The sequence below is a fragment of the Paenibacillus sp. D51F genome, from assembly GCF_053345695.1.
Map to the genome: position 1 here is coordinate 386972 of NZ_JBKFAO010000002.1, position 16919 is coordinate 403890.

Sequence of the window (16919 nt, forward strand, 5' to 3'; positions counted from 1 at the left end):
TTATTCACTCCAATCAGGTTTGAATAATAAAGCGTAAGAAGTTCCGCCGGTAATCTGAAGAAAATCTATATTAGAAGGTTTAAAATTCTCCCAGTCTTTCTTGTTTATCTGAATTTCATCTGTCCTTGATGTAATGGGATTATATTGAATATTGATGGATTTATTGCCTTCTTTAAACCGAAGTGTACTAAGTCTTGAACGTGCCGAATTATCATCGGCCAAGCATACCAGTAGAACTCCGATATTAGTAAAGTCAGTGGAGGATACTCGAATATATTTCTCCCCCCGGTTTGTATTTGCTAGATCCAAACGATAATAAATTTGTTTGCCCATTTTGAAGGGTAGATCCCTTGAGGATAGAACCTTAGCAGTTGATAATCTGATTTTACCTTTGTCAGTAAAGGTGTCTAAAAAGAAATCCTGATCGCCGTAGTAATGCAAGTATGATTTCATGTCTTCTTTCTTTCCAAGATCCTCAGCGTCAGGTATTTCTTTATTTCCAATCCATACAAACTGATTCAAGTTATCCCACTCTACAACTTCTCCAAATGCCTCGCTGATAAAACGAAGAGGGACCATCGTCCGGCCATTGGTTGCCGATGCAGCTGCTCCCAGGGTAATGGTTTTTCCATTCACACTCGCCGTTTTTGCTCCGATTGTCAGCTTAACCGTTTTGTCACCTTTAACCATCGTGATGGCTTTGCCGCTTAAAGAAAGCTTCACATTGAGCTTATCCGACACAAAGCGTAGCGGAATAAGAACCGTATTGTTTACCATTTGAGGTTTCGAATCTGGGAATTGTACTTTTCGGGCATTGACAAGAACTTCAATAGAAAGCTTAGGTTGAATAATAACCTCGCTTGATGCCGCAGATCCTTTTGTTGGACTCAATAGAGTCATACTTCCAAGCACAAGTGCTGCAAATCCGATAGCTACTTTTTTCATTATTTTTCGCTCCTTTTAATTTCTTTTGAATTTTACTTCGGCATTGGCCTACCATTCGGTTAGGTAATCTAACGTCAGGCATTTGGATGAATACCTCAAGAATTTTAGGATCAAACTGCTCTGCATCCTTCTCCATAATGGCTATTGCCGTTTCATGCGACACAGCCTTGGAATACGGTCGATCCGATGTAAGAGCGGAGTAAGTGTCGGTTATAGCAGCTATTCGTCCGGCAAGTGGAATCTCCTGTCCAGATAGACCCAATAGGGTAGCCTGATCCATTAAACCGTTCGTGATGATACCGCACGATATCTAGCATAATAACCGGCATATTCAGATATTTGAGCAAGTCATGGCCATCTTCGACGTGCTGACGAACTAACGCACGCTCCTCTGCATTCAAAAGACCCCTGCCCTTTAAGATTGTGTCGGGCATACCGATTTTGCTGATGTCGTGAGTTAAGGCGCCTGCATAATATAGAATGTCATTGTCATACAGCCACGGCAGACGGGCAAGAGATTGCCTTGTCCGCCAAGGAATTCGAGCTTCTACTCCATCTGGCCAGCCACAATAACCAGGTGTTCTTAAGAACCCAGCTGCTGGACGCGCTCTGGGGACACGTAGCCTATGTGGTGATAATTCGGTCACCGTCTATATCGTTGTCCACTCCTGGAAGGAGGGAGTCCGACGAGCGGAAGGAAACCGTTCCGTCCAATCGGGCACAGGCCAGATCCACCTTGCTCGCGGCCGCCAGCCTCATCAGCTCTTGTCGCTCATGTCATTACTCTTTGCCGCCATTATTAATTCAGTACTAAAGTATATTTCGAAATCGGCTTTCTAAATTGTTTCTCCTGCTAGATCCCATACGGAAAATAAAAAGGACGGCATGCCGCAGGCAGCCGCCCCTTTTTCACGTTCTCTTCTCTCCCCCGCTTCATCCTACCCCTTCGTCCCGCCCTGCAAGCCGAACCCTTTGGACATGAAGCGCTGGGACAGGACGTACAGCACGATGGACGGCATGGCGTACATCACCGAGAAGGCGGCCAGCTTGCCGTAATCCGCCATTCCATACTGGCCGAAGAACTGGTACAGCTTGAGCGAGGCCGGAAAGTTGCCCGGCGACTGCAGCAGGATGTACGGCACGAAGAAGTTCCCCCAGCTGCCCGAGAAGGTGAAGATCGCGACGGTGCAAATGCCCGGCACCATGAGCGGCGCCACGACCTTGCGGATGCCGGCGAACACGGAAGCGCCGTCTACCCAGGCCGCCTCTTCGAGATCCGCCGGGACGGCATCGAGGAAGTTCTTGAGCATCCAGATTCCATATGGCATCGAAGAGGCTACGTAGAACAGCACGACGCCGATCACGTTGTCGTAGAGCTTGAGGCTCAGGAACAGTTGATACACGGGCACCATGACCGCCGTGATCGGCAGCGAGGTCATGAACAGCACCGTCAGCATGAACGGCTTCTTGTATTTGAGCTGATACCGGGAGAGCGGATATGCCGCCAGCAGAGCCAGCAGCACGACGAGCACGGCTTGGCCGAGCGACATCAGCAGTCCGATCGCGAACACGCGCTGGTTGCCGCTGTCCGACAGCACGGACGCGTAATTCCCTCCGGTCAGGCGGCTTGGCATCTTCAGCGTCTGCATCGCATTGGGATCCACGGACGCGACAAGCACCCACAAAAGGGGCAGAACAAAGCAAAGGCCGATGGCGGCCAGGATGGCATAGGGAACCATCCGGCCCGCATGCTTGCGTTTCATCCTCTTCATAGGGCGGATTCTCCTTAAGACTTCATCGAACGGATGTAGAACAGGCTCAGCACGATTCCGATCAGCAGGAGCAGCAGCGAGATGGCGGTACCGTATCCGAGCTGATAATTGACGAAAGCCTGATTGTACATGAAGATCGGCAGCGTCGTCGTCGCCGTGCCGGGCCCGCCTCCGGTCATCGCGTAGATGAGGCCGAACACTCCCAGCGTCTGCAGCGTCACGAGCATCATATTCGTCGTAATGGAATCCTTGATGTACGGAATCGTAATCCGGATCAGAATCTGCCATCTCGAAGCGCCGTCCACGACGGCAGCCTCCTCGATCTCGCTCGGCACATCGTCCAGCGCAGCCTGGAATACAAGCATGGAGAAGGCCGTGCCATGCCAGATGTTCGCCAGGATGACCGTGAACATGGGCATCGTGTACAGCCAGGCGATTCCTTTCGCTCCGACAAATCCGAGAATGGCGTTGAGCGTCCCTTCGTCTCCGAAAAAGCTGTACAGGCATAAAGCGCATACGATCTCCGGCGTCACCCATCCCGCCAGCACGACCGTGCCGATGATGCGCCGGAACGTCTTGTTCTTGTGCTTCATCAGCAGCGCGATCAGAAAGCCGAGCACCTGCTGGCCGATGACCGCCGATCCGAGCAGGAACACGATCGTGTTCCAGATGCCCGTCCTCACCGTAGGATCCTTGAACATATGCGTGTAATTGTCGATGCCGATGAACTTGAGCTCCTTGGCCGATTCCCCGGTCAGCGCGAGATTCGTGAAGGAATAGAAGAAGGTCAGCAGGATCGGATAGATGAAGAAGAGCAGCATGATGGCGACGGACGGAAGCAGAAAGTAGATCCACGTACGGTTCTTGCGCGTCCTGCCCGGCACGGCGGCCGCTATGGAGCTCATGGTCGATCCCTCCTATCGGATATGCGCAGGCGTCCCGCTTCCCGCTTCGCCGGTATGCCCCGGACCGCCTTTCAGTCCGGGGCCGCGGCCGTGCTGCTATTTCTCCATCGTATGGTCGGCCCCCACGATTCTCGATACGTCCTGCGCGTACTTGCTTGCAGCGTCCGCCGGCGAGGTGCCGGTCGCGACCGATTCCACCATCGCCTGGATCTGGGTGGATACTTCCGGATATTTATCCTGCGCAGGGCGGAACTCCGCGTTTTTCAGGTAATCGGTGGCGATTTCGTTGAACGGCATCTTCGTGTATGCCGGGTCCTTGGACACGTCCGCCCGAACGGTGATGTTGCCTGAAGCGATGACCAGCTTGGCGGTGTTTTCTTTATTCAGAGCGTACTTGATGAATGACCATGCCGCGTCCTTATGCTTGGCGTTGCTCGGGATCGAGAGCGCCCAGCCGCCGGCCAGCGTGATGGAGCCTGGCGCCTGCCCTTTGCTCGTCGGCATCGGGGCGAAGCCGAGCACATCCTTGTATTCCGGCCATGGAGCGGCTCCGCCGTCCAGGTAGTTGCCCGGAATCCACGAGCCGTCCAGCGAGATGGCGAGCTTGCCCTTGGGCAAGTATTCCCGCGTCGCCGTATTGCCCGCTTGCCCGTTCAACACCTTGGAGAGCGGCGGGCCCAGCTTTTCCTTGTTGACCGTATCGATGAAGGAGAGCGCGTCGTTGATTCCCTGGCTCTTGGTGACCCATTTGCCGCTCGCGTCGTCGTAGAGCCTCTCCCCGGTTCCGTAGAGCAGCATCTCGTACGTCTGCATCGAGGTCGCCTCGCCCGTCGCCTTGCCCATGTTCATCCAGATCGGCACGACATCCGGCTCCTTGGCCTTGATCGCTCTGGCGGCGTCCAGCACCTCATCCCAGGTTTTCGGCTTCCAGTCCTCCGGCAGCCCCGCCTTCTTGAACAGCTCCTTGTTGTACCAAAGCCCGCGTGAATCTGTATTGTAAGGAACCCCGTACACCTTGCCGTCGCTGGCCGTCACGCCTTTTTTCATCGCCTCGATGAAGGAGCCGTTGCCCCAGTCCTCCCAGCCCTTCAGCCTCTCGTCCAGCGGCTCCAGATAACCCGCCGCGGCGTCGGAGTTGAGAATGAACGTATCCTCGGTCACGATGTCGGGGGCGGTGTCCTTGGACTTCAGCGCGAGCGCGATCTTTGCGAAATAATCGCCCTCCGACGCCTGGATCGGAGTCGGCTTGATCTCGATGCTTTTGTCCGGGAACGTGGATGCGACCTCCTTGATCCACTTGTAGAGAACGCCCTTCTCTCCGATTCCGTCATCCCTGTACGTAATGGTCACCGTCGTCTTGCCGGAACTGGTCTTGCCGCCGTCCCCGGACTGGCTGCTGCAGCCTATCGCCATCACCGTGCACATGACGACTGCTCCCGCAGACAGCAGCTTCCGATTGCCTGGCCTCATGGAATCCCCTCCCGATATCCGCTTCACGATGAATGCGCTTACGAAATGCCAATACCAACATACGGCCGGACTTGGCCCTTTAGTACGTTCAGGACCATGTTGTCGCGATCTCGCACCTCCTGCCGCTAGGGATGTCGCGAACCAGCAGGCCACAGGCCAAGATCATAAGATCAGACATAACCAAGGTGGATCCAGACCTTGTAACCGTTCCCAGATGCAGTAAATTAATGGTAAAGGAATTGAACATTGGGAGGTGAACGAACCATGCCCGCAGCTTCCCCGCTTATTCTCCAGGCTTCCGGCATCACCCGCATCTTCGGCAGGGGCAAGAACTCCGTCGCCGTGCTCAAGGGAATCGATCTCGCGCTTCCCGCAGGCAAGCTGGTCGCGCTCAAGGGAAGATCCGGCTCCGGCAAGACGACCCTGATCAATCTGCTCGGAGCGCTGGATACGCCGACCGAAGGCATCATCGAGCTCGGCGGCCGCGACCTGACGAAGCTGACCGGCCGCCAGCGGGATGAGCTCCGGCGGACCGAGATCGGCCTCATCTTCCAGTCCTTCGCCCTCGTGCCGCTCATGACCGCCTACGAGAACGTCGAGTTCATGCTCCGGGTAGCGGGAGTGCCCGCCAAGGAACGCCAGGCAGCCGCCATCGCCGCTCTCGAGCAGGTCGGCCTCGCGGAGCGAATGCATCACCGTCCGTTCGAGCTGTCGGGAGGCGAGCAGCAGCGCACCGCCATCGCCAGGGCGATCGCCCGCAGGCCCGCGCTCGTGCTGGCCGACGAACCGACGGCCGAGCTCGACAGCCGCACCGGGCTTACGATCATGAAAGCCTTTCGCGAGCTTGTCCAGCAAGGCCTGACCGTCGTGCTCGCCACCCACGACCCCGCCGTCATGGAAATCGTCGATCTCGTATTCGAATTGGAGGATGGCCACATTGCCGAAGTCCGTTAGCTTGTCCGCTGCAGCCGCTCTTCTCGTCCTGTCTCTGGCCGCATCGGGCTGCTCCCTCCTTCCGCGCGAGGAAGCGGAGCTGAAGCCGCCGCTCGTCAAGCCCGCATCGGAAAATTACCGGACGGCCGAAGCCGGAAAAGGCACCGTCCAGAAAGAAGTCAGCGGCACCGGATCCTTCGAATCCTTGAGAACCGACCGGGCCCAGCTGTCGGGCCAAGGAGGCAGGCTGGAGAAGATCGAGGTCCAGGCTGGAGACAGCGTCCAAGCCGGAGATGTGCTCGCCCGGCTGCTTGTGGACGGCCTCGATCTGCAGGTGAAGGAGCAGGAGCTTGCCGCGGAGCGCGCTTCGTATGCCTTGAAGCGGATGCCCTCGTCCGACAAGGAAGGGCGCAGGCTGGCGAGCCTGCAGCTGGATATCGAAAGGCTCAAATACGCGAGATTGAAGGAGCAGCTGGACCATACCGTCATCCGCTCCAAGCTCAGCGGCGTCGTCACGTTTGCCGATTCGCTCCAGGAAGGAGATCTCGTCGCGCCCTACCAGACGCTGGCCGTCGTCTCGGATCCGTCCAGGCTGCGGCTCGCGATGGGATTCGATTCAGGAGGAGATCTCGGCGGCGTCAAGCTCGGCTCGCCGGCCGAAGTGAAGATCGAGGACAAGACCTATGCCGCCAAAGTCGTGCAGACGCCGGATTCGGCTCCGCAGACGCCGAACAAGGCGCTGGCGGACAAATACGCCTCCACCCTGTATCTGAGCGTCCAGGGCTTGCCCGGCAATGTTGAGATCGGCACGCAGGCAAGCATCCTCATCATCACCGAGCAGCGCAAAAATACGCTCGTCATTCCGAAGAGCGGCCTGCGGACTTACCAGGGACGGACGTTCGTCCGGCTGCTGGAGGACGGCAAGCGGCTGCGGGAAGCCGATGTCGAGGCCGGCATCTCCAGCTCCACCGACGTCGAGATTTTGAAAGGCCTGAAGGAGGGGCAGGTCATTGTCCTGCAATAACCGCTCTCTCACCCCGCTCATAGAGGAGGCCTGGACATGGCCCTGCTGACGATGATCTTCCGCAAGATGGCGAACAACAAATGGCTGGCCGTCAGCTTGCTTCTCGGCATGGTGCTGACGACCGGCCTCGTCAGTACGATGCCGGTCTACTCCGACGCCATCCTCTCCCGCATGCTCGTGAAGGACCTGGAGAGGCGGCAGCAGGATTCGGGCGTGCATTCCGGCACCTATTTCTCCAGAATCACCTTGATGGACATGAAGGCGGACAAGAAGCTCCAGGCCGTCTCCAGTCTGGAGCGCTTCATGAATGACGAGGCTGTCCCCGGCTTCGGACTGCCGCTCAAGCAGGCTGCGGCCGAGCTGCAGACCGAACAGCTTGTGCTGGAGGTGGAAGGCTCCGCCGCCGATCCCAAGCAGCTCAAGCCTACCGGTGCCATCCGCTCCGTCAGCGGCATCCAGGATCATATCCGCCTGATCGACGGCCGGCTGCCTTCACCGCAGCCGGATGCGGACGGCGCCTATGAGGTCATGGTCAACCAGCGGACGCTTCAGGAGCTCGACTTCGTGCTCGGCCGGATCGTCAGGCTCGATGACGACAGCCGCAACCTGCATCTGCGCCTGAAGCCCGTCGGCAGCTTCGGCGTCAAGCAGGAAGGCGACCTCTTCTTCCGCGACCCGTCGCTCGATGATTACAACCGCGTCTTCGTCATGGATGAAGGCTTGTTCGCCAAGGAGATGCTGACTGCCCGCAAGGCTCCCCTATTCTCCGCCAGCTGGTATTTCGTGCTGGACTACACGAAGATGACGCTGCGCGATATCAAGCCTTTCCTGAGCACCGATCAGGCGATCCGAAGCGCCGCAGGCAAGCTCGTCCCGGTCAGCCAAACCAAGTTCGACGTCCCGGCCGCCGCGGCGATCGACAGCTATGGAGAGCGGTCGCAGCGCCTCGCGACGCTGATGTGGTCCCTCGACATCCCGGTGCTGATCATGCTGGCTTTCTATATGTACATGGTGTCCGAACTCATCGCCGGCAGGCAGAGGAACGAGATCGCCGTCCTGCGCAGCCGCGGCGCTTCGAGGCTGCAGATCATCTCTGCGTTTGCAGCCGAAGGGCTGATGATTGCCGGAGCCGCCTTCGCGGCCGGACCGTACCTCGCAGCCGGATTGACGGAGCTGCTCGGCGCATCGAGCGGCTTCCTGCAATTCGTCCAACGCTCCAGGCTTCCCGTCCATGTCGGCGCCGAGGCGTTCGCCTATTCGGGAGCGGCGGCCATCATCGCCTTCGCCATGACGCTGCTGCCCGTCATCCGCGCCACGCGCGTTACGATCGTCGGCCACAAGCAGTCTCTGGCAAGAGCCGGTCAGGCGCCTTTATGGCGCAAAGCATTCGTGGACATCATCCTGCTCGGCGTTTCCTTCTACGGCCTCTATACGTTCCGGGAACGGCTGGACAGCCTGAAGACGCTCGGCCTCGGCTCGGAAGACCTGCGGATCGATCCGCTTCAGTTCGTCGTACCCGCGCTGTTCATGATCGGAGCCGGCCTGCTGCTGCTGCGCCTCTATCCGCTGCTGCTCGCCGCCGTCTACAGGCTGGGACGCCGCTGGTGGCCGCCGGCCTGGTACGCTTCCCTGATCCAGGTGGGCCGCTCTCTCGTCCAGTACCAGTTCCTCATGCTCTTCCTCATCCTGACCATCGCCTCCGGCGTGTTCAGCGCGGGGGCGGCCAGAACGATCAACAACAACCGCGAGGAACAGATCCGGTATCGCAACGGAGCGGACTTCGTCCTCTCCGGCCCATGGCAGACCGATGTGCCGGCAGACGCTTCGGCTTACTCGCCTGGCGGCGGAGAAGCCAAGGCTGCCGGGGCCGATTCCCCCGTCGTTCATTACACGGAGCCTCCCTTCGACGCCTACCCGGCCCTGCCCGGAGTCGAGCACGCGGCGAAAGTGTTCATCAAGAAGGATGCCGCCTTCACTGCAGGCGGAAGCGGCGGAACCGCCGAGCTCATGGGCATCGATACGGATGATTTCGGAGAGACGGCCTGGTTCGGCGACTCCATCCTCCGTTATCCGCTGGCCGATTATCTCAATCTGATCGCCCCGGATCCGCGCGCGGTTCTGATCTCGCAGACGCTGGCCGAAGACAAGAAGGTGAAGCCCGGCGACACGATCTGGGCCGGCTGGGACAAGATCGATCCGCAGCCGTTCGTCGTTTACGGCATCCTGCCTTTCTTTCCGTCCTTCAATCCCAATCCGGGAGCGTCGGGCGGCCGGATGGCCTCACAAGACTCCGCCTCCGGCAGCACGCCGATGCTCATCGTCGGCCATCTGCCGCGCATTCAGTTCCAGCTCGCGCTCGAGCCCTATCAGGTTTGGCTGAAGATGAAGCCCGGCGCCTCCACGGCACGGCTCTACGAGGGCATTTCCCATGCCGGCCTGAACTTGACCAGCATCGTCAATACGAGAGACGAGCTCGCGCGAGCCAAAAACGATCCCTTCTTCATGGCGCTCAACGGCATCCTGACGCTTGGGTTCCTGATCTCGATTCTCGTCGCCTTCGCCGGGTTCATGCTGTACTGGATTCTGACCTTGAAAGGGCGTACGCTTCAAAACGGCATTTTGCGCGCCGTCGGCCTGTCGCTGCGCCAGCTGATCGGCATGCTCGCCCTGGAGCAGCTGCTCACTTCGGGAACGGCCGTCCTGATCGGCTTGGCCGCAGGCTATTCGGCGAGCCGCCTGTTCGTCCCCAATTTCCAGCTGGCATTCAATCCGGCGGCTCTCGTCCCGCCATTCCGGGTCATCCTTGCCGCCGGCGATTTCGCCAAACTGTACGGGATGGTCGGCATGACGCTGCTGATCGGCTTGGCCGTGCTCGGGATCATGCTGTCCAGAAGCCGGATCCATCAAGCGCTCAAGCTCGGGGAGGATTGATTGGAATGATTCATTGCGAAGGGCTGGTCAAAATCTATAAGGCCGCCGAGCTGGAGGTATTCGCCCTGCAAGGCCTCGATCTCGAGGTCGAGGCCGGCGAGCTGATGGCCATCATCGGCAACAGCGGCAGCGGGAAGTCGACTCTGCTCAATATGCTGGGCGGACTGGACCGCCCCTCGGCCGGCAAGCTGGTCGTGAACGGGCGCGACATGCTCAAGATGAGCGAGCGTGATCTCGTCGCATACAAGCGCAGCAGCGTCGGCTTCGTCTGGCAGAACAATGCCCGCAACCTGATTCCCTACCTCACCGCTCAGGAAAATGTCGAGCTGCCTCTCCTGCTCGGCGGGAAGCCGCGCCGCGAACGCGCGCTGGAGCTGCTGGAGGCGGTCGGTCTCGGCCATCGCCGCGGCAGCAAGCTGCACCAGCTGTCCGGCGGCGAGCAGCAGCGGGTCGCCGTCGCGATCGCGCTGGCATGCGGACCGAGGCTGCTGCTCGCGGATGAGCCGACGGGGTCGCTCGACTCCCGGATGTCGGACCAGATTCTCGACTTGTTCCGCGACCTGAACCGGACGACGGGAATCACGATCGTCATCGTCACCCATGATCCGCTGCTCGCCCGGAAGGTGGAGAGGGTCGTCGCGATCCGCGACGGCAAGACCTCCTCCGAAATGATCCGCCGCAAATCCTATGCCGAGGAGCTGCTGGAGCTGGAACAAGGCATTCCTCCCGGCGCGCGGGACGAAGACGATTCGCATGTCGAATACGCCGTCCTCGACAAAGCCGGACGGCTGCAGGTTCCGGCCTCCTACCTGGAGTCCATCGGTGCCAAGGACCGCAACAAGGTCAAGCTGGAGCTGGCGGATGGAGCTATCCGGCTGACGGCTCCGGATGAAAGGAAGTAGCCATGCGTTTGAGCGGCATTTTCAAAAGGCATTTCCGGTTTCTTCATCATCACGGCAGGCTGGACCGGAGCGGCGCGCTTGCATGTCACCAGGCTGGGAAAAGAAGCGGCAATCAAAAAAAGAGCCCCTCCCGATGGAGTTGCCCTTGATAGGTACATCTATGGATGAATGACAAGTAGACATCTACGGACGAATGGATGGATTGATGTTGACTTCTATGGATGAAAGAAAGCTCAAAGCGCTTTTGTCAGGCAATCCGCTGTCGCTGTCTCCAAAACAACGGCTTTGGGGGCAGCGCGGTCGCCTCCGCGATGCGGATGCAGCAAGGGCATAGTCGAACACCCTTCCATTTCATTCATTGACGCTCCTTCACCAGTCCCAGCAGCGTGAACTGCAGAGCCGCCATGCCGAACAGCACCGCCGCCATGAACGACGGCCGCATGTCGGCCGCGCACAGGAGCAGCAGCGCGATCGATACGACACGCCCGGCGTTGAGGAACAGCTCCCTCATGATGACCGACTCCACGCGCAGCTGCCCCTTGAGCGGCAGCTGTCCGATCAGCCGGTAATAATACGAGGTCAGCGTGTTGACCGCGAGCGGATTGAACACCGAGAACAGGATCATGAAGGCCGCGACGGACCACAGCTTCACGTCCAGCAGCAAGAGCGCCGCCCCGAGCGTGACTCCGATCGAGGAGATCAGCAGGTAGAGGCGCACATGCTCCTGCTGGGCGGAGCGGGAAATGACATACCCGGTAGCGACCGTCAAGGCGGAGAACAGCACGCCGAGATAGCCGACCCAATCCTCGCGGCCGACGGTGCGGAACAGCAGGATATTGGGAAGGAACAGCATGATTCCCTGGAACAGGCCGAAGACGAAGAAGCTGTACAGCGCCCTGCGCCATCGCCTGTGCTTGGACATCAGCAAGCCCATCAGGTTCAGATAATAGGTTCGGTGGCGCACGGTCTGCATCGGGATCCGGAAGCTGATCGCGGCAGCGGCCGCGAACATGACGAAAGCAAGCGCAAAGATCATGATGTATCCCTGCAGCCCTTCGCTGCGGCGGATGATGAGGCCGGCCAGCGCTGGCCCGGCGAGCCCGGCGGAGTTGAAGGCGATCATGTTGATCGCCAGATATCGGATTCGGTTCGTCTCCGTAGATACGTCGTATTGAAGCACGAGATAGCCGACCCAATAGAAGCCGGACGATATTCCGTTCAACAGCGCGAACAGGACATAATATTCCGCCACCCGCTCCTGAGCAATGACGACGAGCAGGTAGAAGACGGCGATCATGACGATGCCAAGCCTGTAGGCCGCCATCCGGTCCTTGCGCTTGGCAAGCCAGCCTCCCGCGGCGAACGCCGCCGGGGTTATTGCGAAGCAGATGATGTTGTACAGCCCGTTGATCGCTAGATCCTGAGTCAGCCTCCACAAGTACAGGTTGAGGAACAAGCCCGACATCGAAGCCCCGAACTGGAAGCAGCTGTGGATGATCAGCGAGGTGACCGCATCCCGGCTCAGCTTCTTTTCCGGCGGAACGGCCGTTCCCCGTCCTATTTTCCCTTTTGCCCATTGAAGCACTGGATCCATTCCCCTCTGCGGCTATGCAAGTTAAAATGTCGTTTTGCTTGAGCCGCTCCGAAAATGAACGACTCTTCCGATTACTGCTGAAAGACTTGCTGGAACGAACACTATTATACGTCAATTCTCAGGGAATGGAATGCAAGAAGGCGCCATCTTGAATGGCGCCTTCGATCAGCGTTCATTGCCATGCGAAATGGCCGGTTGCTTTGGCAAGCAGCAGTTGGATTTCGGAATCTCCCCCGCCCCGAAGGACCTTCTCAGGTCTATTCCCTGTCTGAGCGCCGGGTACAGAGAGTTGCCCGATTAGGGACCGCGGACCGATTCGCATCGGGTACGCTCCCAAGCTCGGGATGGGACTCCTCGATCTGGCGGATGCGGCTATCATGGCGCAGGCCTGCCTCCTCGAGTCCATACGCCTGGAGCCGTATCTCTCTGCCAAAACAAAAACGGCAGCAATCGCCTTACTCTCCGGCCAGCTCCAGCCAGCGGTCCATCAGACCGGCCAGCTGCTGCTCGTTCATCTCCCGCTCCTTCCATCGCTTCTCCAGCTCCGCCGGACTGCCGTTCACGGCAAGCAGCTCAAGCTCCGCGGCTGCTGCCGCGATCCTGGCTTCCAGAAGAGCGATATCCTTTTCGAGCTGCTCTTTTTGCTTTGCGAGCTGCTCCGTTTTCTTTCCGTTTTCTTTGCTGCCGCTCTTGGCCGCCATCCTCTCTCCGGAGAGGGTCGGCTTGACCTGTGGAGCCGCGCCTTCTCCCCGATGCGGAGCCTTATCTTCCCGGAACAAATCGCTTGCTGCCTGCAGCTTGACCTGCTCCGCCTTATACCCGTCATAGTTTCCATTCCAGGAAACGATGCGGCCCCCGGAGAGCTCCCAGACGCGCCCGGCGATGCGGTTGATGAAGTACCGGTCATGGGACACGGCCAGAATCGTGCCCGGGAACTCCTCGAGCGCCTCCTCCAATGCTTCTCTGGAGGCGGTGTCGAGATGGTTCGTCGGCTCGTCGAGCAGCAGCAGATTGGGCCGCTTCCGCACCAGCAAGGCGAGCCGAAGCCGCGACCATTCTCCGCCGGACAGAGCCTTGAGCGGACGGAATACGGCGGCTCCGTAGAACTGGTAACGTGCCAGCAGATGGCGCGCCTCGCCTTCTTCCATGCCCGCTTCGGTCCGGAAGTAGTCCAGCACGGACTTCTCCGGCTCCGCGGCAGGTTCCTGCTGGGCCAGATAACCGATCTCCAGCCGGGTTCCGAGCTTCAGCTCGCCTTCATCCGCGGACTCCCGGCCCAGGAGCATCTCCAGCAGAGTCGTCTTGCCGCTGCCGTTGTCCCCGATCAGCACCGCCTTTTCCCCATAGAGGAGCTTTCCTTCGGCCCCCTGCAGAAGGATGCGGTCACCGTACCGCTTCGAAACCCGCTCGAAGGCGATGACCTGCTTCCCCGACCGGTCCTGCGGATTCAAGCTGAATTCCGCCGTCTTCGGCTCCAGGACGGGGCGCTTGACCGCCTCCATCTTATCCAGCGCCTTGCGGATCGAAGCCGCGCGCTTGAAAAATTTCTCGTTGTCCCCGATCCGTCCCCATTCCTCCAGCTTGCGGATCGTCTCCTTCATCTTTTTGATCGCCTTCTGCTGCTCCTGGAATTCGGCGAACTGGCGCAGCAGAAGCTCCTCCTTCTGCTTGAGGTATCCGCTGTAGTCGGAGAGATAGGTATGGGCTTCGCCGTCCTCCAGCTCGATCATCTTCGTCCCGACGGCATCCAGGAAATAGCGGTCATGGGAGACGATCACGCAGCAGCCGGCATACCCTCGCAAAAACTGCTCCAGCCACTCCATCCCTTTCAGATCCAGATGGTTGGTCGGCTCGTCCAGCAGCAGCAGATCGGGACGTGTCACCAGCTGGGAAGCCAGCACGACCCGGGTCTTCTCCCCGCCGGACAAGCTCCCGAGCGTCCGCCCGTCCCGGCTGCGGTCGATCTGCAGGCCGCTCGCGACCTGATCGATGAAGGTATCCATGTCGTAGCCTCCTCCCTGCTCGAACATCTCCTGAACCTCGGAATAGCGGACGAGCAGCCGCTCCAGCGCGGAAGGAGTCAGAGCAGGATCGGCCATCCGGCTTTCCAGCCCGGCAAGCTCTTCCTTCGCCTTCATCAAGCTGCCGAATCCGCTGGCGAGCACCTCGTACACCGTCATCGATTCGTACGCTTCGGGAATCTGCGGCAAATATCCGATGCGCGCATCCCTGCGCACCGTCAGCATGCCTTCGTCGGCATGCTCCCGGCCGGATATGAGCCGCAGCAGCGTCGATTTGCCGCTGCCGTTGCGGCCGATCAGGCCTACCTTCTCTCCATCCTGGATTTGAAAAGCGGCTCCGTCCAGCACAAGATGGGCGGCGTGGTATTTTCTTACGTTCTGAGCGTTGACGATAATCATGGCATTCATCCTCCTGGTTATGGAAGACGCTGCGCCACAGCGCAAAAAAAGAGCCGCGCAGCTGGCCGCGGCTCTTCGGGATGGCATGGCGATCCGTAGAGGTTAGGGCAGGCGTCTTCTCGCGATTGGGTGGTTCAAACAAGGCAACATGGACAGAGTGATCCCGTTCGCGGAAAAATCATGCACGATGCCAGCCATGGCAATGGGCAGCCGGCTGACGATAGAATGGACCAATTCGCGGTTCACCTGCTTCACCTCCTATCGGGCGCGCTCCTCCATCCATGGAGATTTGCCGCGCGCAGTTCTTTTATTGTATCCACTTACAAGTCGGATTGTACAGGTACAGTTTGACTTCAAACCAATTCGACCCACCGCCTGGAAGGAAAGGAAAGCGAGGTTCGGCTGGGCGCAGGAGAATCCGCCGAAGAGCTGGCGCCGATCAGCGAAGTGATAGACAGCTAAGCAGGCATTGTATTATCCGGCGGCAGCCAACGATCGGATCAGGCTGGACAATGCCGCCAAGCCTTCCCTCAGCTCGCTCAAGGATGCATAGGAATAGGACAGCCTCAAATGCTGCCGGTCCTCCCGGTCGTAGATGCTGCCCGGGTTGAGCAGGACTCCGGCTTGCAGCGCAAGCTCGAAGAGGCGCCTCATGTCCAAGGGCTTGCGGAGCCGCAGCCAGATGTAGAATCCGCCCCGCGGAATCGTCCAATCCGCCAGATCGGCGAAGGAGGCCTCCAGGGCTGCCAAAGCAATCCCCCTGCGCTCCCTCAGCTTGCCGCGCAAGAAGGACAAATGCTCTTCATGGCAGCCGGCCGCCAGCCATTCTGCGACGGCATGCTGCGAAAGGGTGCTGGATCCATAGTCCGTCTGCATCTTGATATCGGCCAAGCGCTCGATGACGGGCTCGGGTCCGGCAATCCAGCCGATGCGCAGCCCCGGTCCCAGCGATTTGGACATGCTCCCCATATGCAGCACAAGTCCCTGGCTGTCCAGCGATTTGAGCGGAGACGGAGGCGGCTCGTCCAGCCACAGATCCCCGTAGGCATCGTCTTCGACGACCGGAAGCCGCGCCTCGGCGCATGCCTGCATCAAGCTTTCCCTGCGCTTCTGCGTCATCACGCCGCCGGTCGGATTGCGGTAAGTGGGATTCGTATAGAGCAAGGAAGCTCCGTGCTGGCGCATCAGTCTCCCGACGGCATCCGGCCGGATGCCGTCATCGTCCATAGGGACGGTTCTCAGCTCCATGCCTGCGGACTGGAAGACATGGACGGAATTCAAGTAGGTCGGATTTTCGGCTAAAATCACGGAACCCGGGCGCAGAAGCCCGAGCGAGATCAGCTGCAGGCCTTGAAGCGCCCCCGACACGATCAGAATGGAGGATGGCGAGGCTGCGATCCCTTTTCGCTTCAGATACGAGCTTAAAGCCTGCCTCAAAGGATAGCTGCCTTTCGGCTCCGGATACCCCAGGCTGAGCGGTCCGGAGACGCTGCCCGCCAGCAGCTCCGCGATCCGGCTCGACGGCAGCAGCTCCGGCGACAGCTCTCCGGTTCCGAGGCGGATCAGGCTTGGATCCGGCTCGGCTTCATTGATCCGCCGGATCAAGGACAGGTTCGGCCGGTAGGCGCCGGAGCGGACATAGCGCCCCCAATCGGGCTGCCTGGAACCGGCAAGCAGATTCCAGGTGCTGTTCGCCACGACCGTTCCCCGGCCGACGGCGGACTCGACCAGCCCGTCGGCCGCCAGCTCGTCCAACGCATGGACCACCGTGCTGCGGTTGACCGCCAACGCCGCTGCCAGCTCTCTCTGGGAAGGAATCCTCATCCCGACCGGCCATTCGCCGCTCCTGATTTTCCCCTTCACGAAATCGTAGATCTGCTGGTGGAGCGGCCCGGCCCCTCGCTTGTCCAGCTTCCAATCCTCTGTCATGAATACCCCACTCTCCATCCGCTTCAGTGGGGACATTATAGCAATTGGTTGGCTCTGCCGCCAACCGATTGGATGGAGACTCCCGGCCGGATTG

General features: G+C 59.3%; 15 protein-coding genes. 5 read left to right on the top strand and 10 right to left on the bottom strand.

Going from position 1 to position 16919, the window contains the following annotated elements; all coding sequences use genetic code 11:
- Genes ACLBWT_RS05525 through ACLBWT_RS05535 form a run of 3 tightly spaced genes read right to left on the bottom strand, consistent with a single transcriptional unit; the run spans position 1 to position 1592 of the window.
- Positions 1–945, bottom strand: coding sequence for a copper amine oxidase N-terminal domain-containing protein (locus ACLBWT_RS05525; protein ID WP_447662043.1), 945 nt, complete (start codon positions 943–945; stop codon positions 1–3).
- Positions 839–1207 carry an HD-GYP domain-containing protein gene (locus ACLBWT_RS05530; RefSeq protein WP_447662254.1) on the bottom strand — a complete coding sequence of 123 codons (369 nt, stop codon included), beginning with the start codon at positions 1205–1207 and terminating at the stop codon, positions 839–841. Before ACLBWT_RS05530 ends, ACLBWT_RS05525 begins: the two co-directional genes overlap by 107 nt.
- Positions 1098–1592: an HD-GYP domain-containing protein gene (locus tag ACLBWT_RS05535; protein ID WP_447662255.1), complete on the bottom strand. Its 495-nt coding sequence runs from the start codon at positions 1590–1592 to the stop codon at positions 1098–1100. Before ACLBWT_RS05535 ends, ACLBWT_RS05530 begins: the two co-directional genes overlap by 110 nt.
- On the opposite strand from ACLBWT_RS05535, the gene ACLBWT_RS05540 reads away from it, so the two are divergent.
- Positions 1502–1759 (top strand): hypothetical protein, encoded by a 258-nt coding sequence (locus ACLBWT_RS05540; RefSeq protein WP_447662256.1) that lies wholly within the window; start codon positions 1502–1504, stop codon positions 1757–1759. The genes ACLBWT_RS05535 and ACLBWT_RS05540 overlap by 91 nt on opposite strands.
- Positions 1760–1883: 124 nt before the next feature.
- Here ACLBWT_RS05540 and ACLBWT_RS05545 read toward each other — a convergent pair whose 3' ends face one another.
- From ACLBWT_RS05545 to ACLBWT_RS05555, 3 genes are all read right to left on the bottom strand, one after another.
- Positions 1884–2708 carry a carbohydrate ABC transporter permease gene (locus tag ACLBWT_RS05545; RefSeq protein ID WP_447662257.1) on the bottom strand — a complete coding sequence of 275 codons (825 nt, stop codon included), beginning with the start codon at positions 2706–2708 and terminating at the stop codon, positions 1884–1886.
- 23 nt (positions 2709–2731) lie between these two features.
- Entirely contained in the window at positions 2732–3622 is an 891-nt protein-coding gene (locus ACLBWT_RS05550; protein ID WP_447662044.1) for a carbohydrate ABC transporter permease, read from the bottom strand.
- Between the two features lie 96 nt (positions 3623–3718).
- The gene (locus ACLBWT_RS05555; protein WP_447662045.1) at positions 3719–5092 is read right to left on the bottom strand and encodes an ABC transporter substrate-binding protein; all 1374 of its coding nucleotides are present in this window, start codon (positions 5090–5092) and stop codon (positions 3719–3721) included.
- Positions 5093–5356: 264 nt separating this feature from the next.
- Between ACLBWT_RS05555 and ACLBWT_RS05560 the strand changes: the two genes are divergently transcribed.
- Genes ACLBWT_RS05560 through ACLBWT_RS05575 form a run of 4 tightly spaced genes read left to right on the top strand, consistent with a single transcriptional unit; the run spans position 5357 to position 10882 of the window.
- Entirely contained in the window at positions 5357–6046 is a 690-nt protein-coding gene (locus tag ACLBWT_RS05560; RefSeq protein WP_447662046.1) for an ABC transporter ATP-binding protein, read from the top strand.
- A complete protein-coding gene (locus ACLBWT_RS05565; RefSeq protein ID WP_447662047.1) occupies positions 6030–7049 on the top strand; it encodes an efflux RND transporter periplasmic adaptor subunit in 1020 nt (339 codons plus the stop codon). The genes ACLBWT_RS05560 and ACLBWT_RS05565 overlap by 17 nt, the downstream gene beginning before the upstream one ends.
- A 36-nt stretch (positions 7050–7085) precedes the next feature.
- Positions 7086–9980 carry an ABC transporter permease gene (locus tag ACLBWT_RS05570; RefSeq protein WP_447662048.1) on the top strand — a complete coding sequence of 965 codons (2895 nt, stop codon included), beginning with the start codon at positions 7086–7088 and terminating at the stop codon, positions 9978–9980.
- 5 nt (positions 9981–9985) lie between these two features.
- Positions 9986–10882 carry an ABC transporter ATP-binding protein gene (locus tag ACLBWT_RS05575; RefSeq protein WP_447662049.1) on the top strand — a complete coding sequence of 299 codons (897 nt, stop codon included), beginning with the start codon at positions 9986–9988 and terminating at the stop codon, positions 10880–10882.
- A gap of 355 nt (positions 10883–11237) precedes the next feature.
- Here ACLBWT_RS05575 and ACLBWT_RS05580 read toward each other — a convergent pair whose 3' ends face one another.
- The 4 genes from ACLBWT_RS05580 to ACLBWT_RS05595 all read right to left on the bottom strand — a co-directional run bounded on the left by ACLBWT_RS05580 (position 11238) and on the right by ACLBWT_RS05595 (position 16825).
- Positions 11238–12467, bottom strand: coding sequence for an MFS transporter (locus tag ACLBWT_RS05580; RefSeq protein WP_447662050.1), 1230 nt, complete (start codon positions 12465–12467; stop codon positions 11238–11240).
- Between the two features lie 464 nt (positions 12468–12931).
- Positions 12932–14896, bottom strand: a complete 1965-nt coding sequence (gene abc-f / locus ACLBWT_RS05585; protein ID WP_447662051.1) for a ribosomal protection-like ABC-F family protein — start codon at positions 14894–14896, stop codon at positions 12932–12934.
- A gap of 102 nt (positions 14897–14998) precedes the next feature.
- A complete protein-coding gene (locus ACLBWT_RS05590; protein WP_447662052.1) occupies positions 14999–15142 on the bottom strand; it encodes an RAxF-45 family protein in 144 nt (47 codons plus the stop codon).
- A gap of 228 nt (positions 15143–15370) precedes the next feature.
- Positions 15371–16825, bottom strand: a complete 1455-nt coding sequence (locus ACLBWT_RS05595) for an aminotransferase-like domain-containing protein (protein ID WP_447662053.1) — start codon at positions 16823–16825, stop codon at positions 15371–15373.
- Positions 16826–16919: the final 94 nt, after the last annotated feature.

Coding starts and splice junctions, on each gene's coding strand:
- ACLBWT_RS05570 (WP_447662048.1), top strand. CDS start 7,086: ATGGCCCTGCTGACGATGATCTTCCGCAAGATGGCGAACAACAAATGG.
- ACLBWT_RS05560 (WP_447662046.1), top strand. CDS start 5,357: ATGCCCGCAGCTTCCCCGCTTATTCTCCAGGCTTCCGGCATCACCCGC.
- abc-f (WP_447662051.1), bottom strand. CDS start 14,896: ATGATTATCGTCAACGCTCAGAACGTAAGAAAATACCACGCCGCCCAT.
- ACLBWT_RS05550 (WP_447662044.1), bottom strand. CDS start 3,622: ATGAGCTCCATAGCGGCCGCCGTGCCGGGCAGGACGCGCAAGAACCGT.
- ACLBWT_RS05545 (WP_447662257.1), bottom strand. CDS start 2,708: ATGAAACGCAAGCATGCGGGCCGGATGGTTCCCTATGCCATCCTGGCC.
- ACLBWT_RS05525 (WP_447662043.1), bottom strand. CDS start 945: ATGAAAAAAGTAGCTATCGGATTTGCAGCACTTGTGCTTGGAAGTATG.
- ACLBWT_RS05555 (WP_447662045.1), bottom strand. CDS start 5,092: ATGAGGCCAGGCAATCGGAAGCTGCTGTCTGCGGGAGCAGTCGTCATG.
- ACLBWT_RS05595 (WP_447662053.1), bottom strand. CDS start 16,825: ATGACAGAGGATTGGAAGCTGGACAAGCGAGGGGCCGGGCCGCTCCAC.
- ACLBWT_RS05575 (WP_447662049.1), top strand. CDS start 9,986: ATGATTCATTGCGAAGGGCTGGTCAAAATCTATAAGGCCGCCGAGCTG.